This window comes from Brevibacterium sp. SIMBA_078 (genome assembly GCF_046534565.1).
GTDB lineage: Bacteria > Actinomycetota > Actinomycetes > Actinomycetales > Brevibacteriaceae > Brevibacterium.
This window is the reverse complement of sequence record NZ_JAWRYQ010000003.1, coordinates 46,692-65,192: the sequence shown is the minus strand read 5'-3', so window position 1 is coordinate 65,192 and position 18,501 is coordinate 46,692. Positions and strand designations below refer to the sequence as shown.

Here is an 18,501-nt window from a genome sequence, read left to right as displayed (position 1 = left end):
TCGTCTTGCCAGACTTGACCAGATGCTATAAGCTTGATATTTGCATCGTTCTGCCTGTGGTGTGCCTTCATATAGCGGTGGGCACAGCATTTCCACTCAAGTGAACCATGCCGACGCCGGGAGTCGAAATCTGACACCCCGTATATGTCGTGGATGTCCGGACGTCGCCGGAGCGAGTGGGCAGACGAAGTATCAGATGGTGAAGCACTCGGAAGGAACCAATTGGCCGCCGCCAACGACAACACCAGGACCGCTAATCCCCCCAAGAGAATTTCCTTCGCGAAGATTCGCGAGCCCCTCGAGGTTCCCGATCTGCTCGGTCTGCAGACGGACAGCTTCGACTGGCTGATCGGATCGGAGGCGTGGCAGGACCGCGTCGCCGAGGCCATCGAGATCGGGGACGACTCAGTCGCAACCACCTCGGGACTCGAAGACATCTTCGAAGAGATCTCGCCGATCGAAGACTTCGGCGGATCCATGTCGCTGTCGTTCCGCGAGCACCGGTTCGAAGCTCCCAAGTACTCGATCGATGAGTGCAAGGAACGCGATATGACCTACTCGGCGCCGCTGTACGTCACCGCCGAGTTCATGAACAACAACACGGGCGAGATCAAGAGCCAGACCGTGTTCATGGGTGACTTCCCCCTCATGACCGACAAGGGCACGTTCATCGTCAACGGCACCGAGCGCGTCGTCGTCTCCCAGCTCGTGCGTTCGCCCGGCGCCTACTTCGAATCCAGCGTCGACAAGACCACGGACAAGGACATCTTCACCGCGAAGATCATCCCGTCCCGCGGTGCCTGGCTGGAGTTCGAGGTCGACAAGCGCGACCAGGTCGGTGTTCGCCTCGACCGCAAGCGCAAGCAGTCCGTGACTGTTCTGCTCAAGGCCCTCGGCTGGTCCGAAGCGAAGATCCTCGAAGAGTTCGGTGAGTTCGAATCGATCCGCGAGACGATGGCCAAGGACACCGTCACCACGCAGGACGAAGCGCTGCTCGACATCTACAAGAAGCTGCGCCCGGCAGAGCCCGCGACCGCCGAGGCCGCTCGCAACCTGCTCAACAACCTGTACTTCAACCCGAAGCGCTACGACCTGGCCAAGGTCGGCCGCTACAAGGTCAACCGCAAGCTCGGCGTCGAAGCCCCGCTGTCGGACTCGGTGCTCTCCACCGAGGACGTCGTCGCCACCATCCGCTACCTCGTGTCGCTGCACGCCGGAGTGGACACGGCCAAGGGCACCCGCGACGGTGAAGAGGCCGAGATCAGTGTCAAGCTCGACGACATCGATCACTTCGGCAACCGCCGCATCCGTGCCGTCGGTGAGCTCATCGAGAACCAGATCCGCACCGGTCTGTCCCGGATGGAGCGCGTTGTGCGTGAGCGCATGACCACCCAGGACGTCGAGGCGATCACCCCGCAGACCCTGATCAACATCCGCCCCGTGGTGGCTGCGATCAAGGAGTTCTTCGGCACCTCGCAGCTCTCGCAGTTCATGGATCAGAACAACCCGCTCGCGGGTCTGACCCACAAGCGCCGTCTCTCCGCACTGGGACCCGGCGGTCTCTCGCGTGACCGTGCCGCCATGGAAGTCCGTGACGTGCACCCCTCGCACTACGGCCGCATGTGCCCGATCGAGACCCCCGAAGGTCCGAACATCGGTCTGATCGGTTCGCTGGCGTCCTACGCCCGCATCAACCCCTTCGGCTTCATCGAGACGCCTTACCGCAAGGTCGTCGACGGTGTCGTGACCGATGAGACGCAGTACCTGACCGCCGATGACGAACTCGAGTTCAACATCGCCCAGGCCAACGCACCGCTGACCGACGACCAGCGCTTCGCCGAGGTCGAGGTCCTGGCCCGTCCGAAGGGCGGCGGCGGCGAGGCCGAACTGGTCCAGCACGACCAGATCGACTTCATGGACGTCTCCGCACGTCAGATGGTGTCTGTGGCTTCGGCTCTGATTCCGTTCCTCGAGCACGACGACGCCAACCGCGCCCTCATGGGTGCGAACATGCAGCGTCAGGCCGTGCCGCTGGTGATGGCCGAATCCCCGGTCGTGGGCACCGGCATGGAATACCGTGCCGCCGTCGACGCCGGCGATGTCATCACCGCTGAGAAGTCCGGTGTCATCACCGAGGTCTCGGCCGACTACGTCACTGTGCTCGCCGACGACGGAACCCAGCTGACCTACAAGGCTGCGAAGTTCAAGCGGTCGAACCACGGCACCTCGTACAACCAGCGCATCCTCGTCGACGAAGGCGACCGCGTCGAGGCCGGAACCGTCCTCGCCGACGGACCGTCCACCGAGAACGGTGAGATGGCTCTGGGCAAGAACCTCCTCGTGGCGTTCATGTCCTGGGAAGGCTACAACTACGAGGATGCGATCATCCTCTCGCAGCGCCTCGTCCAGGACGATGTGCTCTCCTCGATCCACATCGAAGAGCACGAAGTCGATGCGCGCGACACCAAGCTCGGTGCCGAAGAGATCACTCGGGACATCCCGAACATCTCGCCCGATGCCCTGGCCGACCTCGACGATCGCGGAATCATCCGCATCGGCGCGGAGGTCACCGACGGTGACATCCTCGTCGGCAAGGTCACCCCGAAGGGTGAGACCGAGCTGACCCCGGAAGAGCGCCTGCTGCGCGCGATCTTCGGTGAGAAGTCCCGTGAGGTCCGCGACACCTCGCTGCGCGTTCCCCACGGCGAGATCGGCACCGTCATCGGCGTGCGCGTCTTCGACCGCGAGGACGATGACGAGCTCTCGCCCGGCGTCAACCAGATGGTCCGCGTCTACGTGGCTCAGCGCCGCAAGATCACCATCGGTGACAAGATGGCCGGCCGTCACGGAAACAAGGGCGTCATCTCGACGATCCTGCCGGTCGAGGACATGCCGTTCCTCGCGGACGGCACCCCTGTCGACGTCATCCTCAACCCGCACGGTGTCCCCCGTCGTATGAACATCGGACAGGTCTTCGAGGTCCACCTCGGATGGATCTCGAAGCAGGGCTGGAAGATCGAGGGCAACCCCGAATGGGCTGCCGAGCTGCCCGACGCCGCTCGCGAAGCCGAGGCCGGCACCAACCTGGCCACCCCGGTCTTCGACGGTGCGCACGAGCAGGAGCTGCGCGGACTGCTGGATTCGACGACCCCGAACCGCGATGGGGACCGCCTCATCGACTCCTCGGGCAAGGCCCAGCTGTTCGACGGACGCTCCGGTGAGCCGTTCCCGTACCCGATCTCGGTCGGCTACATGTACATGCTCAAGCTCCACCACCTCGTCGACGACAAGATCCACGCGCGTTCGACCGGACCGTACTCGATGATCACCCAGCAACCGCTCGGTGGTAAGGCGCAGTTCGGTGGTCAGCGCTTCGGTGAGATGGAAGTCTGGGCCCTCGAGGCCTACGGCGCCGCCTACACCCTGCAGGAGCTTCTGACGATCAAGTCCGATGACATCCCAGGCCGTGTGAAGGTCTACGAAGCCATCGTCAAGGGTGAGAACCTGCCCGACCCGGGAATCCCGGAGTCGTTCAAGGTCCTCATCAAGGAGATGCAGTCCCTGTGCCTCAACGTCGAAGTCCTGTCTTCCGACGGAGGCCATGTCGAGATGGGCGAGTCGGAGGACGAGGTCTACCGCGCCGCCGAAGAGCTCGGCATCGACCTCTCCCGCCGCGAAGCACAGACCGTAGAAGAAGTCTGAGGACTTCCACTTCAACCGACACAACTTTTTGATGAACGATTCGTTCATCGCCAGGAAAGAGGATTTACGTGCCTGACGTCAATTTCTTTGATGAACTGCGCATCGGTCTTGCCACCACGGAGAACATCCGCGGCTGGTCACACGGTGAGGTGAAAAAGCCTGAGACCATCAACTACCGCACCCTGAAGCCGGAGAAGGACGGACTCTTCTGCGAGAAGATCTTCGGACCGACCCGTGACTGGGAGTGCGCCTGCGGAAAGTACAAGCGAGTCCGCTTCAAGGGCATCATCTGCGAACGCTGCGGCGTCGAGGTGACCCGTGCCAAGGTGCGCCGTGAGCGGATGGGCCACCTCGAGCTCGCCGCTCCCGTCACCCACATCTGGTACTTCAAGGGCGTGCCCTCGCGTCTGGGCTACCTGCTGGACCTGGCTCCGAAGGACCTCGAGAAGGTCATCTACTTCGCGGCCTACATGATCACCTCGGTCGACGAGGATTCCCGTCACCGTGATCTGCCCAGCCTGCAGAACAAGATCGACGTCGAGAAGCAGCAGATCGGCACCCGCCGTGACGCCGACATCGACCGTCGTGCCAAGAAGCTCGAAGAGGATCTCGCCGCACTCGAGGCCGAAGGCGGAACCGCCCAGGCCAAGAAGAAGCTGCGTGACACCGCCGAGAAGGAAATGGACAAGCTGCGCAAGAACGCCGACCGCGAGGTCGACCGTATCGAGCAGGTGTGGGACAGGTTCAAGAACCTCAAGGTCAACGACCTCGAAGGTGACGAGAGCCTGTACCGCGAGATGTTCCACCGCTTCGGCCTGTACTTCACCGGTGCCATGGGCGCCGAAGCCATCCAGAAGCGCCTCATCGACTTCGACCTCGAAGGCGAAGCCGAGAAGCTGCGTGAGCTCATCGCCACCGGCAAGGGACAGCGCAAGACCCGTGCGCTCAAGCGCCTCAAGGTCGTCAACGCGTTCCTGACCACCGACAACAACCCCGAGGGCATGGTCCTCGACGTCGTTCCGGTGATCCCGCCGGAGCTGCGCCCGATGGTGCAGCTCGATGGTGGGCGCTTCGCGACCTCGGACCTCAACGACCTCTACCGTCGCGTCATCAACCGCAACAACCGCCTCAAGCGTCTGCTCGACCTCGGTGCTCCCGAGATCATCGTCAACAACGAGAAGCGGATGCTGCAGGAGGCCGTGGACTCGCTGTTCGACAACGGACGTCGCGGACGTCCGGTGACCGGACCGGGCAACCGCCCGCTCAAGTCGCTGTCGGACATGCTCAAGGGCAAGCAGGGACGCTTCCGTCAGAACCTGCTCGGCAAGCGTGTGGACTACTCGGGCCGTTCGGTCATCGTCGTCGGTCCGCAGCTGCACCTGCACCAGTGCGGTCTGCCGAAGACCATGGCTCTCGAGCTGTTCAAGCCCTTCGTGATGAAGCGCCTGGTCGATCTCAACCACGCTCAGAACATCAAGTCGGCCAAGCGCATGGTCGAGCGCCAGCATCCGCAGGTGTGGGACGTCCTCGAAGAGGTCATCACCGAACACCCCGTGCTGCTCAACCGCGCACCGACCCTGCACCGTCTGGGCATCCAGGCGTTCGAGCCGCAGCTCATCGAGGGTAAGGCCATCCAGCTGCACCCGCTCGTCTGCTCGGCGTTCAACGCTGACTTCGACGGTGACCAGATGGCTGTGCACCTGCCGCTGAGTCCCGAGGCGCAGGCCGAGGCCCGCATCCTCATGCTCTCGGCCAACAACATCCTCAAGCCCTCGGACGGCAAGCCCGTGACCATGCCTTCGCAGGATATGATCATCGGTCTGTTCCACCTCACCTCCGAGCGCAAGGGACTGGCCGGCGAGGGCCGTGCGTTCTCCGGAATGGGCGAAGCCATCATGGCCTTCGACCGCGGAGAGCTCGATCTCGGTTCGCCGATCACCATCCGCCTCGAGGACGTCGTTCCCAACGCGGACATGGAGCTTCCTGAGGGCTGGGAGGCCGGCGACCCGCTGGACGTGCAGACCACTCTGGGACGCGCGACGTTCAACGAGTACCTGCCTGCCGACTACGCGTTCGTGAACTCCACGATCGACAAGAAGGCTCTGAGCCGGATCGTCAACCACCTCGCCGAGGAGTACCCTAAGGTCGAGGTCGCACACACGCTGGACAACTTCAAGGCCGGCGGCTTCCACTGGGCCACCCGCTCGGGCATCACCATCGCGATGTCGGACGTCGTCTCACCCGAGGCGAAGACCGAGATCATCAACGATGCCGAGGTCATCGACACGAAGGTTCAGCAGCAGTACGAACTCGGTGCACTCACCGACGACGAGCGCCGCAACGAGCTCGTCAAGCTGTGGACCGAGACGACCGAGAAGGTCGACCAGATCATGCGCACGAACTTCCCCGAGGAGAACTCGGTGCTGCGTCTGGTCGAGTCCGGTGCCTCCGGTAACTGGATGCAGGTGCGTCAGCTGGCCGGTATGCGCGGCCTGGTGACGAACCCGCAGGGTGAGATCATCCCGCGTCCGATCGTGTCGAACTACCGTGAGGGACTCGCCGTGCTCGAGTACTTCATCGCCTCGCACGGTGCTCGTAAGGGTCTGGCTGATACCGCTCTGCGTACCGCTGACTCCGGTTACCTGACCCGTCGTCTCGTCGACGTCTCGCAGGATGTCATCATCCGCGCGGCAGAGGCCGAGTCGAACAAGGGCATCACCCTGCCGATCGCCGAACGCGATCACGAGGGCAACCTGGTTCCGCACGAGTACGCCGAGACCAGCGTCTACGGTCGTCTCTCCGTCTCCGATGTCACCGACGCCGAGGGCAATGTGCTCCTGCCGGCCAAGTCCGATGTCACCGGTGCAGTGGTGGACATGCTCGTGGCCAACGGCATCGAGGAACTCAAGGTCCACTCCGTGCTGACTGCCGATTCCGATGCGCAGATCTCCGCCGAGCACTACGGTCGCTCGATGGCGACCGGCCAGCTCGTCGACATCGGCGAGGCCATCGGCACCGTCGCAGCTCAGTCGATCGGTGAGCCCGGTACCCAGCTGACGATGCGTACGTTCCACACCGGTGGTGCCGCCGCTTCGACAGGTGATATCACGCAGGGTCTGCCGCGTGTGACCGAGCTCTTCGAAGCCCGCACACCGAAGGGCTTCGCCCCCATCGCCGAGGCGACCGGACGGGCGAAGATCGACGACAGCCGCAAGACCCGCTTCGTCATCATCACCCCTGATGATGGCAGCGAAGAGATCGAGCACGCAGTGTCCAAGCGTGCCCGTCTCATGGTCGAGGACGGTCAGCACGTCAAAGCCGGAGAGCAGCTCATCGTCGGTGCCGTCGATCCGAAGCAGGTGCTGCGCATCCGCGGTCGCCGTGAGGCCGAGCGCTTCCTCGTCGAGGAAGTTCAGAAGGTCTACCGTTCGCAGGGCGTGGGCATTCACGACAAGCACATCGAGGTCATCGTGCGGCAGATGCTGCGTCGCGTGACCGTGATCGAGTCGGGCGATACGAACCTGCTGCCCGGTGAGCTCGTCGACCGTGGCCGCTACCAGGCGGAGAACCGTCGTGTAGTCGCCGAAGGCGGCCAGCCGGCATCGGCTCGTGACGAGCTGATGGGCATCACGAAGGCTTCGCTGGCCACCGAGTCGTGGCTGTCGGCCGCGTCCTTCCAGGAGACCACCCGCGTCCTCACCGAGGCGGCCATGGAAGGCAAGTCCGATACGCTCATGGGTCTCAAGGAGAACGTCATCCTCGGTAAGCTCATCCCTGCCGGCACCGGCCTGCAGACCCACCGCAACCTCGTGGTGGAGCCGACCGAAGAGGCCAAGGCCGAGATGTTCACGAACAGCTACGGCGACTTCTACGCGGGCATCGGAGCCGATTCCGGTTCCGCCATCCCGCTGGAAGACTACGACTACGGAGCGTTCAGCTGATCAGCTGATCTCCCAGCCGTACGGCAGACAGGAGGGGCATCCACCAACTGGTGGGTGCCCCTCCTGCCATTCATGCACGTCATTCATGCTTGCGACTCATGCCGGCGACGACGAGAAACGGGTGGAGTGTCGAGACACGGGCATGTGCCCTCACCCGTGTCTCGACACTCCACCCGTTTCTCGATGAAGCTGCCGTGGTCTCAGCCGAAGAGCACCTGCGCCTCTTCCCAGCGATGCAGCGGCACCGATTTGAGACTGTGCACGGCCGAGGACATCTCCACGGAGACGATGTCCGTGCCTTTGAGGCTGGCCATCTTCCCCCAGTGGCCATGCTGGGCGAGGTCGACCGCCGCCATGCCCAGCCGCGTGGACAGTACGCGGTCGTAGGCGGTGGGGGAGCCACCTCGCTGCAGGTGTCCCAGGATCGTGGCCCGGGATTCGATTCCGGTGATCTCTTCGATCTTGGGAGCGAGGTAGTTCGCGATCCCGCCGAGGCGGACGCGGCCCTTGTTGTCCACACCGTGGTCGGCGACCTGGGAATCGAACCCCTCGGGAACGAACCCCTCCGCGACGACGACGATCGGTGCACGCCCGCGATCTTTGGCCGAGGTCACCCATTCGGCGATCTGGTCGAAGTCGACGGGGAACTCGGGCATGAGGATCGCATGGGCGCCTGCTGCCATGCCCGCGTGCAGGGCGATCCAGCCGACGTTGCGTCCCATGACCTCGATGACCATGCAGCGGTGGTGCGATTCGGCCGTGGTGCGCAGCCGGTCGATCGCTTCCGTGGAGATGGACTGAGCGGTGTCGAAGCCGAAGGTGTAGTCGGTGTTGCCGAGGTCGTTGTCGATGGTCTTGGGAACGCCCACGATGTGCAGACCCTCCTCGCTGACCAGCCGCGAGGCCCCAGCGAGAGTGCCTTCGCCGCCGATGGCGATGAGCGAATCGATGCCGTGTGCGGCCATGACCTCGCGCATGCGCTCGGGACCGCCGTCCTCATAGGGATGGGTGCGTGAGGTGCCGAGGATGGTGCCGCCGCGACCGGAGAGGCCTCGGACATCGAGCATGGTCATGTCGAACATGTCGTCGTGGAACAGACCTCGCCAGCCGTCGCGGATGCCGACGAATGAGGCATTGTGGGTGCGGATTCCCTTGCGGACGATGCCGCGGATGACAGCGTTGAGGCCTGGGCAGTCTCCGCCCGATGTGAGTACGCCGATCTTCATTCCAGTTGACCCTGATCCTTTGCTCGGTAGCCTTTGGCCAGATGGACATCGTGTCCGGCCATGAGTGAGAAGCCCTTGAGGACGACGGTGCCGTTCGATCCGTCGCCTCGCGCGGACTGACGGACCTCATTGCCCGCCATGATGTTGATCGTCTCGTCGCGGATGCGCACACCCGGCGGGACGTAGATGTCGTTGCCGCCCCACATCGAGTAGGACACCAGTTCGACGGTCACACCCGGTCCCATGACGGCGCACAGATCGATATTGTCCCCGCCCATGAGCGCATAGGTGGTGACCTGTCCGGTGCCCGGCGCCACGTCGATCTCTCGACCGGACATAATGGCCACCGAGTTCGTAGGCGGGGCGGAACCCGGATCGACGGCCGGGCTGAGCTCGGTCGGTGCCCGTCGCTGCAGAGCCGACCCCGGGCCCGATTCCTGATCGTGACCGGTCTGGCGGGCGAGTCTCTGGTGGAGGCGGTGGCCCTCCGGCAGATCGTCGATCAGCGGCATGAGGTCGTCGAGGAACTTCGCAGAGATGGCATCATCCTGCCGCTGCGCGGTCTCCTCGGGGTCGAGGCGTCCGTTCGTCACCGCCTCCGTGATCACGGAGAGGACCTCGTCGCGGTCCTTGTCGGAGGCACGGATCCGGCGCTTCGGGGCAGGGGAGTCATCTTCGGCCATGGCCACCAGTGTAGCGGGAATCACCCGCACGGACCGGGCCTTCCGCCGAGGCGGTCGGACAGGGCGCTGTGCCGTGTCGGCCCGTCCACAGCCGGGCCACAGCTGCGACCGATGGTGGGCCTAAGCGGGGACGCGAATGTGGTCCCCATGAGATACGAGAGCAGCGCCGGGAACCATCCCGAAGCGCACCCAGCAGCCCCGTCCCTGCGAACGCCCACGACCGTCGACCTCGTCGTCCCGGTCTACAACGAGGAGGCTTCGCTGGCCGTCTCGATCGAGACTCTCCTCGCCGCCGATACCGGTCGCGGAATCGAGGTCACGATCATCATCGCCGACAATGCGAGCACCGATTCGACCCCGAGAATCGCCGCAGCGCTGGCGGCCGAACACCCGAACGTCGAATACGTGCGGCTCGAGCAGAAAGGCCGCGGGCGCGCACTGTCCCGGGTGTGGCAGTCCTCGACGGCGGATATCGTCGCCTATACGGATGTCGATCTCGCCACCGACATCCGAGTCCTCGAGCCGATGGTCGAGGTGATCCGCTCGGGACTGGCCGATGTGGCCATCGCGTCCCGTCTGCAGCCCGGTCTTGCGGTCGAGCGGGGCATCAAGCGCGAGATCATCTCCCGCTGCTACAACCGACTGCTCAAGCTCAGCCTCGGTGTCAGGTTCAGCGACGCTCAATGCGGTTTCAAAGCGCTGTCGCAGGGTGCGGCGAGAGACCTGCTCCCGCAGGTCGAGGACAGCGAGTGGTTCTTCGACACGGAGCTGCTCGCTCTCGCCGAGTGGGCCGGGTACCGCATCCACGAGTTCGGCACGGACTGGACGGATGACCCCGACTCCTCCGTCGACGTGGTCAGCACGGCGTGGAAGGACATCAAGGGCATCGTCCGGCTGCGCACGGGCGGACGCATCCGGACCAGTCACGAAGTCCCGGCACCGAACACCGGGGCGCAGATCCTCCACTTCATCGACGTGGGGATCATCAGCACCGTGCTCTACGCCGTGCTGTTCCTCCTCGGCATCCAATTCGTCTCGGAACCCACGGCGAACATCATTGCGCTGCTCCTTTCGACGATCGCGAACACCGCCCTCAACCGGGGCCACACCTTCGGGGTGAGATCCCCGCACCGCCGACTGACCTCCCAATTGAAGGGTCTGGCGGCCTTCGGCCTGTGCCTGGCCTTCACCTCGGCAGGTCTGGCCGTCGCAGATGGATTCACCGGACCCTGGGCAACTGTCGGCACGCTCGCCGTGCTGACGGCGGCGAACCTCGCCGCCACTGTGGTCCGGTTCGTGCTCATGCGCACATGGGTCTTCGCCCGCGGTTCCCACCAGAGCGTTCACCCCGCCACCACGACTACTGCAGCCGGAACGGCGCTCCCGAACGACAAGGACATCGACCATGTCTGAAACCCCCACCCGATATGCCCGCACCCGCGGACTGCGACGGCACTGGTACCCGATCACACTCACCGTGCTCACACTCGGCACGATCGCGGCGTTCCTCGCCAACCTCACGGCCAACGGCTGGGCGAACTCCTTCTATGCGGCGGCTGTGCAGGCCGGATCGGAGAACTGGGAGGCGTTCCTCTTCGGCTCCCTCGACTCGGCGAACGCGATCACCGTCGACAAACCCCCGGCCTCCCTGTGGCTGATGGCCCTGAGCGCCCGGGTCTTCGGCTTCTCTTCGTTCTCGATGCTCCTGTCCCAGGTCCTCCTGGCCGGGGTGAGTGTGCTCCTCATCGTCCATTCGGTGCGGCTGAGCCTGCGATCCCATGTCGGACCAGGGCTTGAGAAGGCCGCCGCTCTGGGGGCCGGCGTGATCTTCGCCGTCTCCCCGGTCGTGGCGCTGATGTTCCGGTTCAACAACCCGGACGCGCTGCTCGTGACCCTGATGATCGGTGCGGTCGTCGCGACCCAGCACGCCCTGCGCACGCTCACCGAGGCCCACCGGCGACGCCCGTCCCGCCGCATCGCCGGCTGGCTCATTCTCGCCGGAGTCTGCCTCGGCCTGGGGTTCCTGACCAAACAGTTCCAGGTCCTCCTCATCGTCCCAGGCCTCGCTGTGTCCTGGGTGCTCTTCGCCCGCACCTCCTGGCCACGCCGTCTGCTGTGGCTGCTCGTCCCGCTCGGGTCGATGATCGTCAGCGCCGGCTGGTGGATCGCCCTCGTCGAGCTCACCCCTGCAGGCTCCCGACCCTACGTCGGCGGCTCGCAGTCGAACTCCTTCCTCGAGCTCACCTTCGGCTACAACGGCTTCGGACGGCTGACCGGCAACGAGACCGGGTCCGTCGGCGGAGGAGGCGGCGGCCAGGGCGGCGGATGGGGCGAGACGGGCGTCACCCGCCTGTACACCGGCAGCTTCGGCCAGCAGGTGTCGTGGTTCCTGCCCACCGCACTGTTCCTCCTGATCGTGACGATCGTTCTCCTCATCCTCGCCGAGGCGGCCCGCCGTCGCCGTGTCCCCACCGTCACGGACGGAACCGTTCCGACCGGAACACGTTCGACGGACACCATCCCGGACACCGTCACTGACAGTGAGAAGGACGCCGGCCTCGCGGTGCGCGCGTCCGGCGCAATCGGCGGGGGCAGCCTCGGCGCGGGACTGCTGATGTGGGGTGCATGGCTGATCGTCACGTGGCTCGTGCTGTCGAATATGAACGGGATCGTCCACGAGTACTACACGGTTGCGCTCATTCCCGCGATCGCCGCCGTCATCGGCCTCGGCGTCGCGGTGCTGCTCGCCCGTGACGGATTCCTCCCACGTCTGCTGCTGGCGGTGGCTTGGGCCCTGACCGGAGCGTGGCAGTTCATCATCAGCTCGCAGATGACCGGGGTCCCGGGCGTCCTGCGCTGGTGCGTGCTCATCGTCTCGATCCTCGGCGCTCTGGTCCTCATCGTCACCGCGCACCGGCGGATCGGCACGGCGCTCGCCTCGGTGCTCGTCGCGCTGGCCATCCTCGGCAGCGCTGCGATTCCGGCTCAGCTGGCCGTGCGCACGATCGCCGGGACGACGCAGGGATCGATCGTCACGATCGCCGGCACGAGCTCGGGCATGGGCGGTGGACCCGGCGGTGGCGGAATGCCCGGCGGCGGCGTCAGACCCGGCGGAGGCGCCGGCGGCACGGATGGCACGACCGGTGGCACGCCCGGTGGGACACGCAATTCCGAAGCCGGCAAGGGCAGTACCGGGGGGATGCCCGGCGGAGGAGGCGGGATGGGCGGTCTGCTCAACGGATCCGAACCCTCCGACGAACTCACGCAGCTGCTCGAAGAGGATGCCGCGGACTACACGTGGGTGGCTGCGACGACGGGGGCGAATCAGGCGGCGGGATACCAACTCGCGCTCGAAGAGCCCGTGATGGCGATCGGCGGGTTCAACGGCACCGATCCATCGCCCACCCTCGCCGAGTTCAAACAGCTCGTGTCCGACGGCAAGATCCACTACTACATCGGATCGGGTTCCGGTGGTGGTCAGGGCCCCGGCGGAGGGGACTCGGACTCCGCCTCGTCTCAGATCGCGGCCTGGGTCGAGTCGAACTATGAGGCGACGACCGTCGACTCCGTTTCGCTCTACGATCTCAGCGCAGATTGAGGGGATAATCGATCCATGACTCCGACAGAGAACCCGCCGGCACGAATCCTCATCGTCGACGACGAAGCTAATCTCGCTGAGCTCCTCGTCATGGCCTGCAGGGTTCGCGGGTGGGAAGCCGAGGGGGTCGGCACGGGTCGTGAGGCGGTGGCGCTGGCCCGCAGCGAGCACTTCGACGCGATCGTCCTCGACGTCATGCTGCCCGACCTCGACGGTTTCGCCGTCATCGAGAAGGTCAGGGGAGAGGGCATCGACACCCCGGTGGTCTTCCTCTCCGCAAGGGATGAGGTCGATGACCGCCTCACCGGCCTCCGCCTCGGCGGGGACGACTATGTGACGAAGCCGTTCAACCTCGACGAGGTCATCGCACGGATCGAAGCTCGGCTGCGGCGCAGCGTCCCGGCGGGACCGGCCGACGACGAGGATGTGCTGCGAGTCGGCGACCTCGAACTCGACGAGCGTTCGCATGAAGTCACCCGTGACGGCCGGCCGATCGAGCTCACCGCCCGTGAATTCGAGGTGCTGCTTCTGTTCATGCGCAATCCTCGGGCGGTCCTGTCGAAGGCGCAGATCCTCGACCGAGTCTGGGACTACGACTTCGGCGGCAACGGCAACATCGTCGAACTCTACGTGTCCTACCTGCGGAAGAAGATCGACGCGCCGTTCCCGGACTTGCCGAACCTCTTCCACACGAAGCGCGGGGCAGGCTACATTCTGCGGGCGGAGCAGTGAGACTGCGGCGGTGGCGGCTGCAGACGAGGCTCATCGTCCTCGCCGGCCTCGTGCTTCTGCTCGTCGGTGCCGGAATCGGCACAGCCTCGTGGCTGAGTGTGCGCACCTCTCTGATGTCCGACCTCGACGAGCAGCTGACGTCGATGACCTCGCATGCGCGCAGCGGGGGACCAGGGTCGGGTCCGGGTGCGGGACCCGGCACCGAATCGACGTCGGCGGTCGACTCGGCTCTGCGTTTCCTCTTCCAGCCGGGAGTCGGTGACGGCGCGCTCGCCGTCGTCGACTCCGGCGGTGGGGGAGAGGGGCTCATCGCCGAGGCGGGGCTGAACCGACCCCGGTCCCTGTCGACGGACGCGATCGAGGCTCTGCTGTCGGTCGAGCCCGGGACCAGCGAGGCCAGCCACGAATCCGTGCGTGTGCCCGGGTTCGGCGTCTATCGAGTCGTGGCCTTCGAGGAAAACGGAACGAGGACCGTCTACGGGGTTCCGCAGGGCAGCGTCGATGCCGCGTTGGATCGCACCGCATGGACGACCTCGGTCGTCGTTCTCATCGGCGTCCTGATCACCGCCGGTCTCATGGCCGTGATCATCCATCGCCAGCTGCGTGATCTCAGGGACGTCGCCCGCACCGCGCGTGAGGTCACGGACCTCGAGCTCAGTGCCGGAAAGCCTGAGCTCGCGCTGCGCGTACCGTCCGAACTCGCGATTCCCGGGACAGAGGTCGGCGATGTCGGGGCTGCGGTCAATCGGATGCTCGACCATGTCGGGACCGCCCTCGACGAGCGCTACCGGGGCACGGAGCAGATGCGCCGCTTCGTCGCCGATGCCTCCCACGAGCTGCGCACGCCGATCGCGACGATCCGCGGCTGGGCCGACCTCACCCGCCCGTACCGTGATGCTCTGCCCGCCGAGGTGGCCACCTCCTTGGGCAAGATCGATTCAGGAGCGATGCGGATGTCCTCCCTCGTCGACGATCTCCTTCTCCTCGCCCGACTCGAGGCCGGTCGTCAGCCGACGAGCGAGGACACGGTCGATGTGTCATCGCTGCTCGTCGAGCTCGTCGAGGATGCCCATGTGGTCAATCCCGACCACAGGATCTCCCTCGACGTGCCACCGGAGGCCCTCGAGGTGCGCGGAGCGGCTGACCAGGTCCGTCGGGTCGTGTCGATCGTACTCACGAACGCCTGCGTGCATACGTCCCCGGGCACCACCGTGCACGTTGAGGCGCAGGCGTTGCGGAAACCGGTGTCGGGGCAGCTGCCGAGCGACGTCGTGTCGATCCGCATCAGCGACGACGGTCAGGGCATCCCACACGAGATTCGGGACCGGGTCTTCGACCGCTTCGTGCGTGGGGACCCCTCGCGGGCACGGCAGGACGGAGCCAAGGGAGGTTCCTCGGGGCTGGGGCTGGCGATCGCCGCCGGTCTCGTCGATCTCATGCACGGCAGCATTTCGATGTCGAGCACGGAAGCAGGAACGACCTTCGAACTGCGCCTGCCCGCTGCCTGAGTCGAATCGCACAGGCTGGTCACAGGCGCGGCTGGGAAGGGCTACAGCGCACGGACCGAAAGTGGAATCACTGACAACCAGAGGAGATTCCATGACCGAGAACCACAACACCGACCGCGACGGCATCCGGGACCACGACGGCGCGGAGAGTTCGGCCGGACCGCGGCCGTGGGTGAACCCCTACGAACAGTCTGCGCAGAGTACACAGTTCGGCAGCACCGCAGGACCGCGGAAGCAGAAGCGGAGAGTCCCGCTCGTCCCAGCGGTGCTCGCCGGTTCGGCCCTGTTCGTCGTCGGCGGTCTCGCCGGGGGAGCGATCGGGGTGTCGGCGGCAACAGCGTCGAACGATTCGGAGACGAGCCAGGGTCCAGGAGGCCAGAACGGACCCGGCGGAATGGGCGGCCAGCAAGGCGGCGGAGGCGCGCCGAGCGGTCAGCCGAAGGACGGAGGAATGCCCGGTGGGCAGTCCGACGGCATGGCGGGAAGTCAGAGCGGCAGCGCCGATTCCGGCGGTGCCTCCGACGGATCCAGCTCCGACGGATCCAGCTCGGACGGACCCGCCTCGGACGGGACGAATTCGAGCGGAACCGGCTCCGACGGGAGCACACAGAACGGTTCGTCTGCCGGCTCGGGATCCGATACGGATGCCGACGGATCGGATTCGAACGCCGACATAACCTCGGCGGATACGAACGATACGACGATCGAGAACGCGGCAGTCACGCACTTCGATGAGATGTTCACCGGATTCGCCGTCCTCGGCCGGGACGAGTGACGAACAGGACTCCCGGATACGACGAAGCCCCCACCGCAATCGGTGGGGGCTTCGTGCCGTGAGTTCAGGGGACCTCTCAGACCACTGAGCTCGCCGCGGGCGGACCTCAGCGCTTGAGGTCGAAGCGGTCGGCTTCGACGAGCTTCGTCCACGCCTTGACGAAGTCGGAGACGAACTTCTCCTTCGCATCATCGGAGGCGTAGACCTCGGCGATGGCGCGCAGCTCGGAGTTGGCTCCGAAGAGCAGGTCGATCCGGCTGCCGGTCCACAGCTTCTCGCCGTCGGCGGAGAAGCACTCGAAGACGGTGGCCGTGTCGGACTCGCCGACCGGCTTCCACGTGTTTCCGAGTTCGAGCAGGTTGACGAAGAAGTCGTTCGTCAGCTCACCCGGACGGTCGGTGAGGACGCCGAGATCGGAATCCTCGTAATTGGCACCGAGCACCCGCAGGCCGGCGATGAGGACGGTGAGCTCGGTGGTGGTGAGTCCGAGCAGGCTGGCCTGGTCGAGGAGCAGGTACTCCGCCTTCATCGGCAGGTCGTCGATGAGGTAGTTGCGGAATCCGTCGTGAGTCGGCTCGAGGTAGGAGAACGAATCGACGTCGGTCTGCTCCTGGGAGGCGTCGCCGCGTCCGGTCGAGACCGGAACGGTGATGTCGTGACCGGCGCTCTTCGCCGCCGTCTCGACGCCGACGGCGCCGGCGATCGCGACCACATCGGCGAAGGAGGCGCCGGTGCTCTCGGCGATGCCCTCGAGCACCTCGATGACCGAGGCGAGCTTGGCCGGTTCGTTGACGGCCCAGCTGCGCTGGGGTTCGAGGCGGAGACGACCGCCGTTGACTCCGCCGCGCATGTCGGAGACACGGTGCGACGAGGCGGCCGCCCAGGTGGTCGACACCAGCTGGGACACGCTCAGACCCGAATCGCGGACAGCGGCCTTGACCGCCTCCAGCTGGCTCTCGTCGAGCTGGGTGCCGGCCGGAACCGGATCCTGCCAGATGAGATCCTCGTCGGGGACCTCGGGGCCGAGATAGCGATCGCGCGGGCCCATGTCACGGTGCGTGAGCTTGAACCATGCGCGGGCGAAGGCGTCCTCGAAGGCGCCCTGATCGTCCTTGAAGCGACGCGAGATCTTCTCGTAGACCGGGTCGACGCGCAGCGACAGGTCGGTCGTGAGCATGCGCGGCTCGCGACGCTGGTCGCCCTGGGCCATCGGCACCATGTCGTCGCCGCCGTTGTCCTTCGGACGCCACTGCACGTGGCCGCCCTCGTTCTCGAACACCTCCCACTCATAGGCGAAGAGGATGTGGAAGAACTCGTTGTCCCACCGTGTCGGGTGGTAGGTCCAGGTGACCTCGAGTCCGCTGCCGACGGTGTCGTTGCCGTGTCCCGTGCCGAAGTCGCTCTTCCAGCCCAGGCCCTGCTCCTCGATGGGAGCGGCCTCGGGATCGGCGGACTTGTGGGACTCGGGCGCTGCGCCGTGGGTCTTGCCGAAGGTGTGCCCGCCGGCGATGAGGGCGACGGTCTCCTCGTCGTTCATCGCCATCCGACCGAAGGTCTCACGGATGTCGATCGCGGCCTTCGCCGGGTCGGGCTCACCCTCCGGGCCCTCAGGATTGACGTAGATGAGGCCCATCGTGGTCGCGGCGAGCGGCTTCTGCAGCTCGCGGTTGCCCGCGTATCGCTTGTCGGTGCCCAGCCACTCGGTCTCCGAGCCCCAGTACACGTCGTTGTCGGGTTCCCAGACGTCCTGGCGGCCGCCGGCGAAGCCGAAGGTCTTGAAGCCCATCGACTCGAGCGCCACGTTGCCGGCGAGGATGAACAGATCGGCCCACGAGATCTTCTTGCCGTACTTCTTCTTGATCGGCCAGAGCAGGCGGCGAGCCTTGTCGAGTCCGACGTTGTCGGGCCACGAGTTGAGCGGAGCGAAGCGCTGCTGGCCTTCGCCGCCGCCTCCGCGGCCGTCCTGGACGCGGTAGGTGCCGGCCGAGTGCCAGGCCATGCGGATCATGAACGGTCCGTAGTGACCGAAGTCGGCGGGCCACCAGTCCTTGCTGTCCTTCTGCAGGTCGGCGATGTCCTGCTTGAGGGCGAAGTAGTCGAGGCTGTTGAATTCGGCCTCGTAGTCGAAGTCCGGATCCATCGGGTCGCGGGCGGGCTGGCCCTTGGCGAGGATCTTGAGGTTGAGGCGGTTGGGCCACCACTGAGCGTTGGCATCGCCCTGGACGGGGTTGACCAGCTGGTCCGAATCCGGCGCCGCAGCCGGATCCGTGGAAGTGTGGGCGACCGGGCAGCCGCCGGTGGTCGTCTGGGTCATCGTGTTCCTTTCACAGTCGAGT

The 18,501-nt window shown here is 65.5% G+C and carries 10 protein-coding genes; 7 read left to right on the top strand and 3 right to left on the bottom strand.

Annotated features, from left to right (window positions below; translation table 11 throughout):
- Positions 1 to 222 precede the first annotated feature (222 nt).
- Together rpoB and SB749_RS12085 are read left to right on the top strand one after the other, a co-directional pair.
- The gene (gene rpoB, locus SB749_RS12090; protein WP_410710543.1) at positions 223 to 3,702 is read left to right on the top strand and encodes a DNA-directed RNA polymerase subunit beta; all 3,480 of its coding nucleotides are present in this window, start codon (positions 223 to 225) and stop codon (positions 3,700 to 3,702) included.
- Between the two features lie 68 nt (positions 3,703 to 3,770).
- Complete coding sequence (locus tag SB749_RS12085; RefSeq protein WP_410710542.1) at positions 3,771 to 7,643, top strand: DNA-directed RNA polymerase subunit beta'; 3,873 nt, start codon at positions 3,771 to 3,773, stop codon at positions 7,641 to 7,643.
- 200 nt (positions 7,644 to 7,843) lie between these two features.
- Here SB749_RS12085 and SB749_RS12080 read toward each other — a convergent pair whose 3' ends face one another.
- Together SB749_RS12080 and SB749_RS12075 are read right to left on the bottom strand one after the other, a co-directional pair.
- Positions 7,844 to 8,869 (bottom strand): ATP-dependent 6-phosphofructokinase, encoded by a 1,026-nt coding sequence (locus SB749_RS12080; RefSeq protein WP_410710541.1) that lies wholly within the window; start codon positions 8,867 to 8,869, stop codon positions 7,844 to 7,846.
- On the bottom strand, positions 8,866 to 9,552 hold the full coding sequence (locus SB749_RS12075; protein ID WP_410710540.1) for a DUF1707 domain-containing protein: 687 nt from the start codon (positions 9,550 to 9,552) through the stop codon (positions 8,866 to 8,868). The genes SB749_RS12080 and SB749_RS12075 overlap by 4 nt, the downstream gene beginning before the upstream one ends.
- 147 nt (positions 9,553 to 9,699) lie before the next feature.
- Here SB749_RS12075 and SB749_RS12070 point away from each other — a divergent pair, with 147 nt between their 5' ends.
- From SB749_RS12070 to SB749_RS12050, 5 genes are all read left to right on the top strand, one after another.
- Positions 9,700 to 10,965, top strand: a complete 1,266-nt coding sequence (locus SB749_RS12070; RefSeq protein WP_410710539.1) for a glycosyltransferase — start codon at positions 9,700 to 9,702, stop codon at positions 10,963 to 10,965.
- Complete coding sequence (locus tag SB749_RS12065) at positions 10,958 to 13,150, top strand: ArnT family glycosyltransferase (RefSeq protein ID WP_410710538.1); 2,193 nt, start codon at positions 10,958 to 10,960, stop codon at positions 13,148 to 13,150. Before SB749_RS12070 ends, SB749_RS12065 begins: the two co-directional genes overlap by 8 nt.
- 15 nt (positions 13,151 to 13,165) lie before the next feature.
- Entirely contained in the window at positions 13,166 to 13,882 is a 717-nt protein-coding gene (locus tag SB749_RS12060; RefSeq protein WP_410710537.1) for a response regulator transcription factor, read from the top strand.
- The gene (locus tag SB749_RS12055; RefSeq protein WP_410710536.1) at positions 13,879 to 15,390 is read left to right on the top strand and encodes a sensor histidine kinase; all 1,512 of its coding nucleotides are present in this window, start codon (positions 13,879 to 13,881) and stop codon (positions 15,388 to 15,390) included. The genes SB749_RS12060 and SB749_RS12055 overlap by 4 nt, the downstream gene beginning before the upstream one ends.
- Before the next feature lie 91 nt (positions 15,391 to 15,481).
- Complete coding sequence (locus SB749_RS12050) at positions 15,482 to 16,165, top strand: hypothetical protein (RefSeq protein WP_410710535.1); 684 nt, start codon at positions 15,482 to 15,484, stop codon at positions 16,163 to 16,165.
- 106 nt (positions 16,166 to 16,271) lie between these two features.
- On the opposite strand, the gene katG is transcribed toward SB749_RS12050, so the two are convergent.
- Positions 16,272 to 18,479: a catalase/peroxidase HPI gene (gene katG / locus SB749_RS12045; RefSeq protein ID WP_410710534.1), complete on the bottom strand. Its 2,208-nt coding sequence runs from the start codon at positions 18,477 to 18,479 to the stop codon at positions 16,272 to 16,274.
- Positions 18,480 to 18,501: the final 22 nt, after the last annotated feature.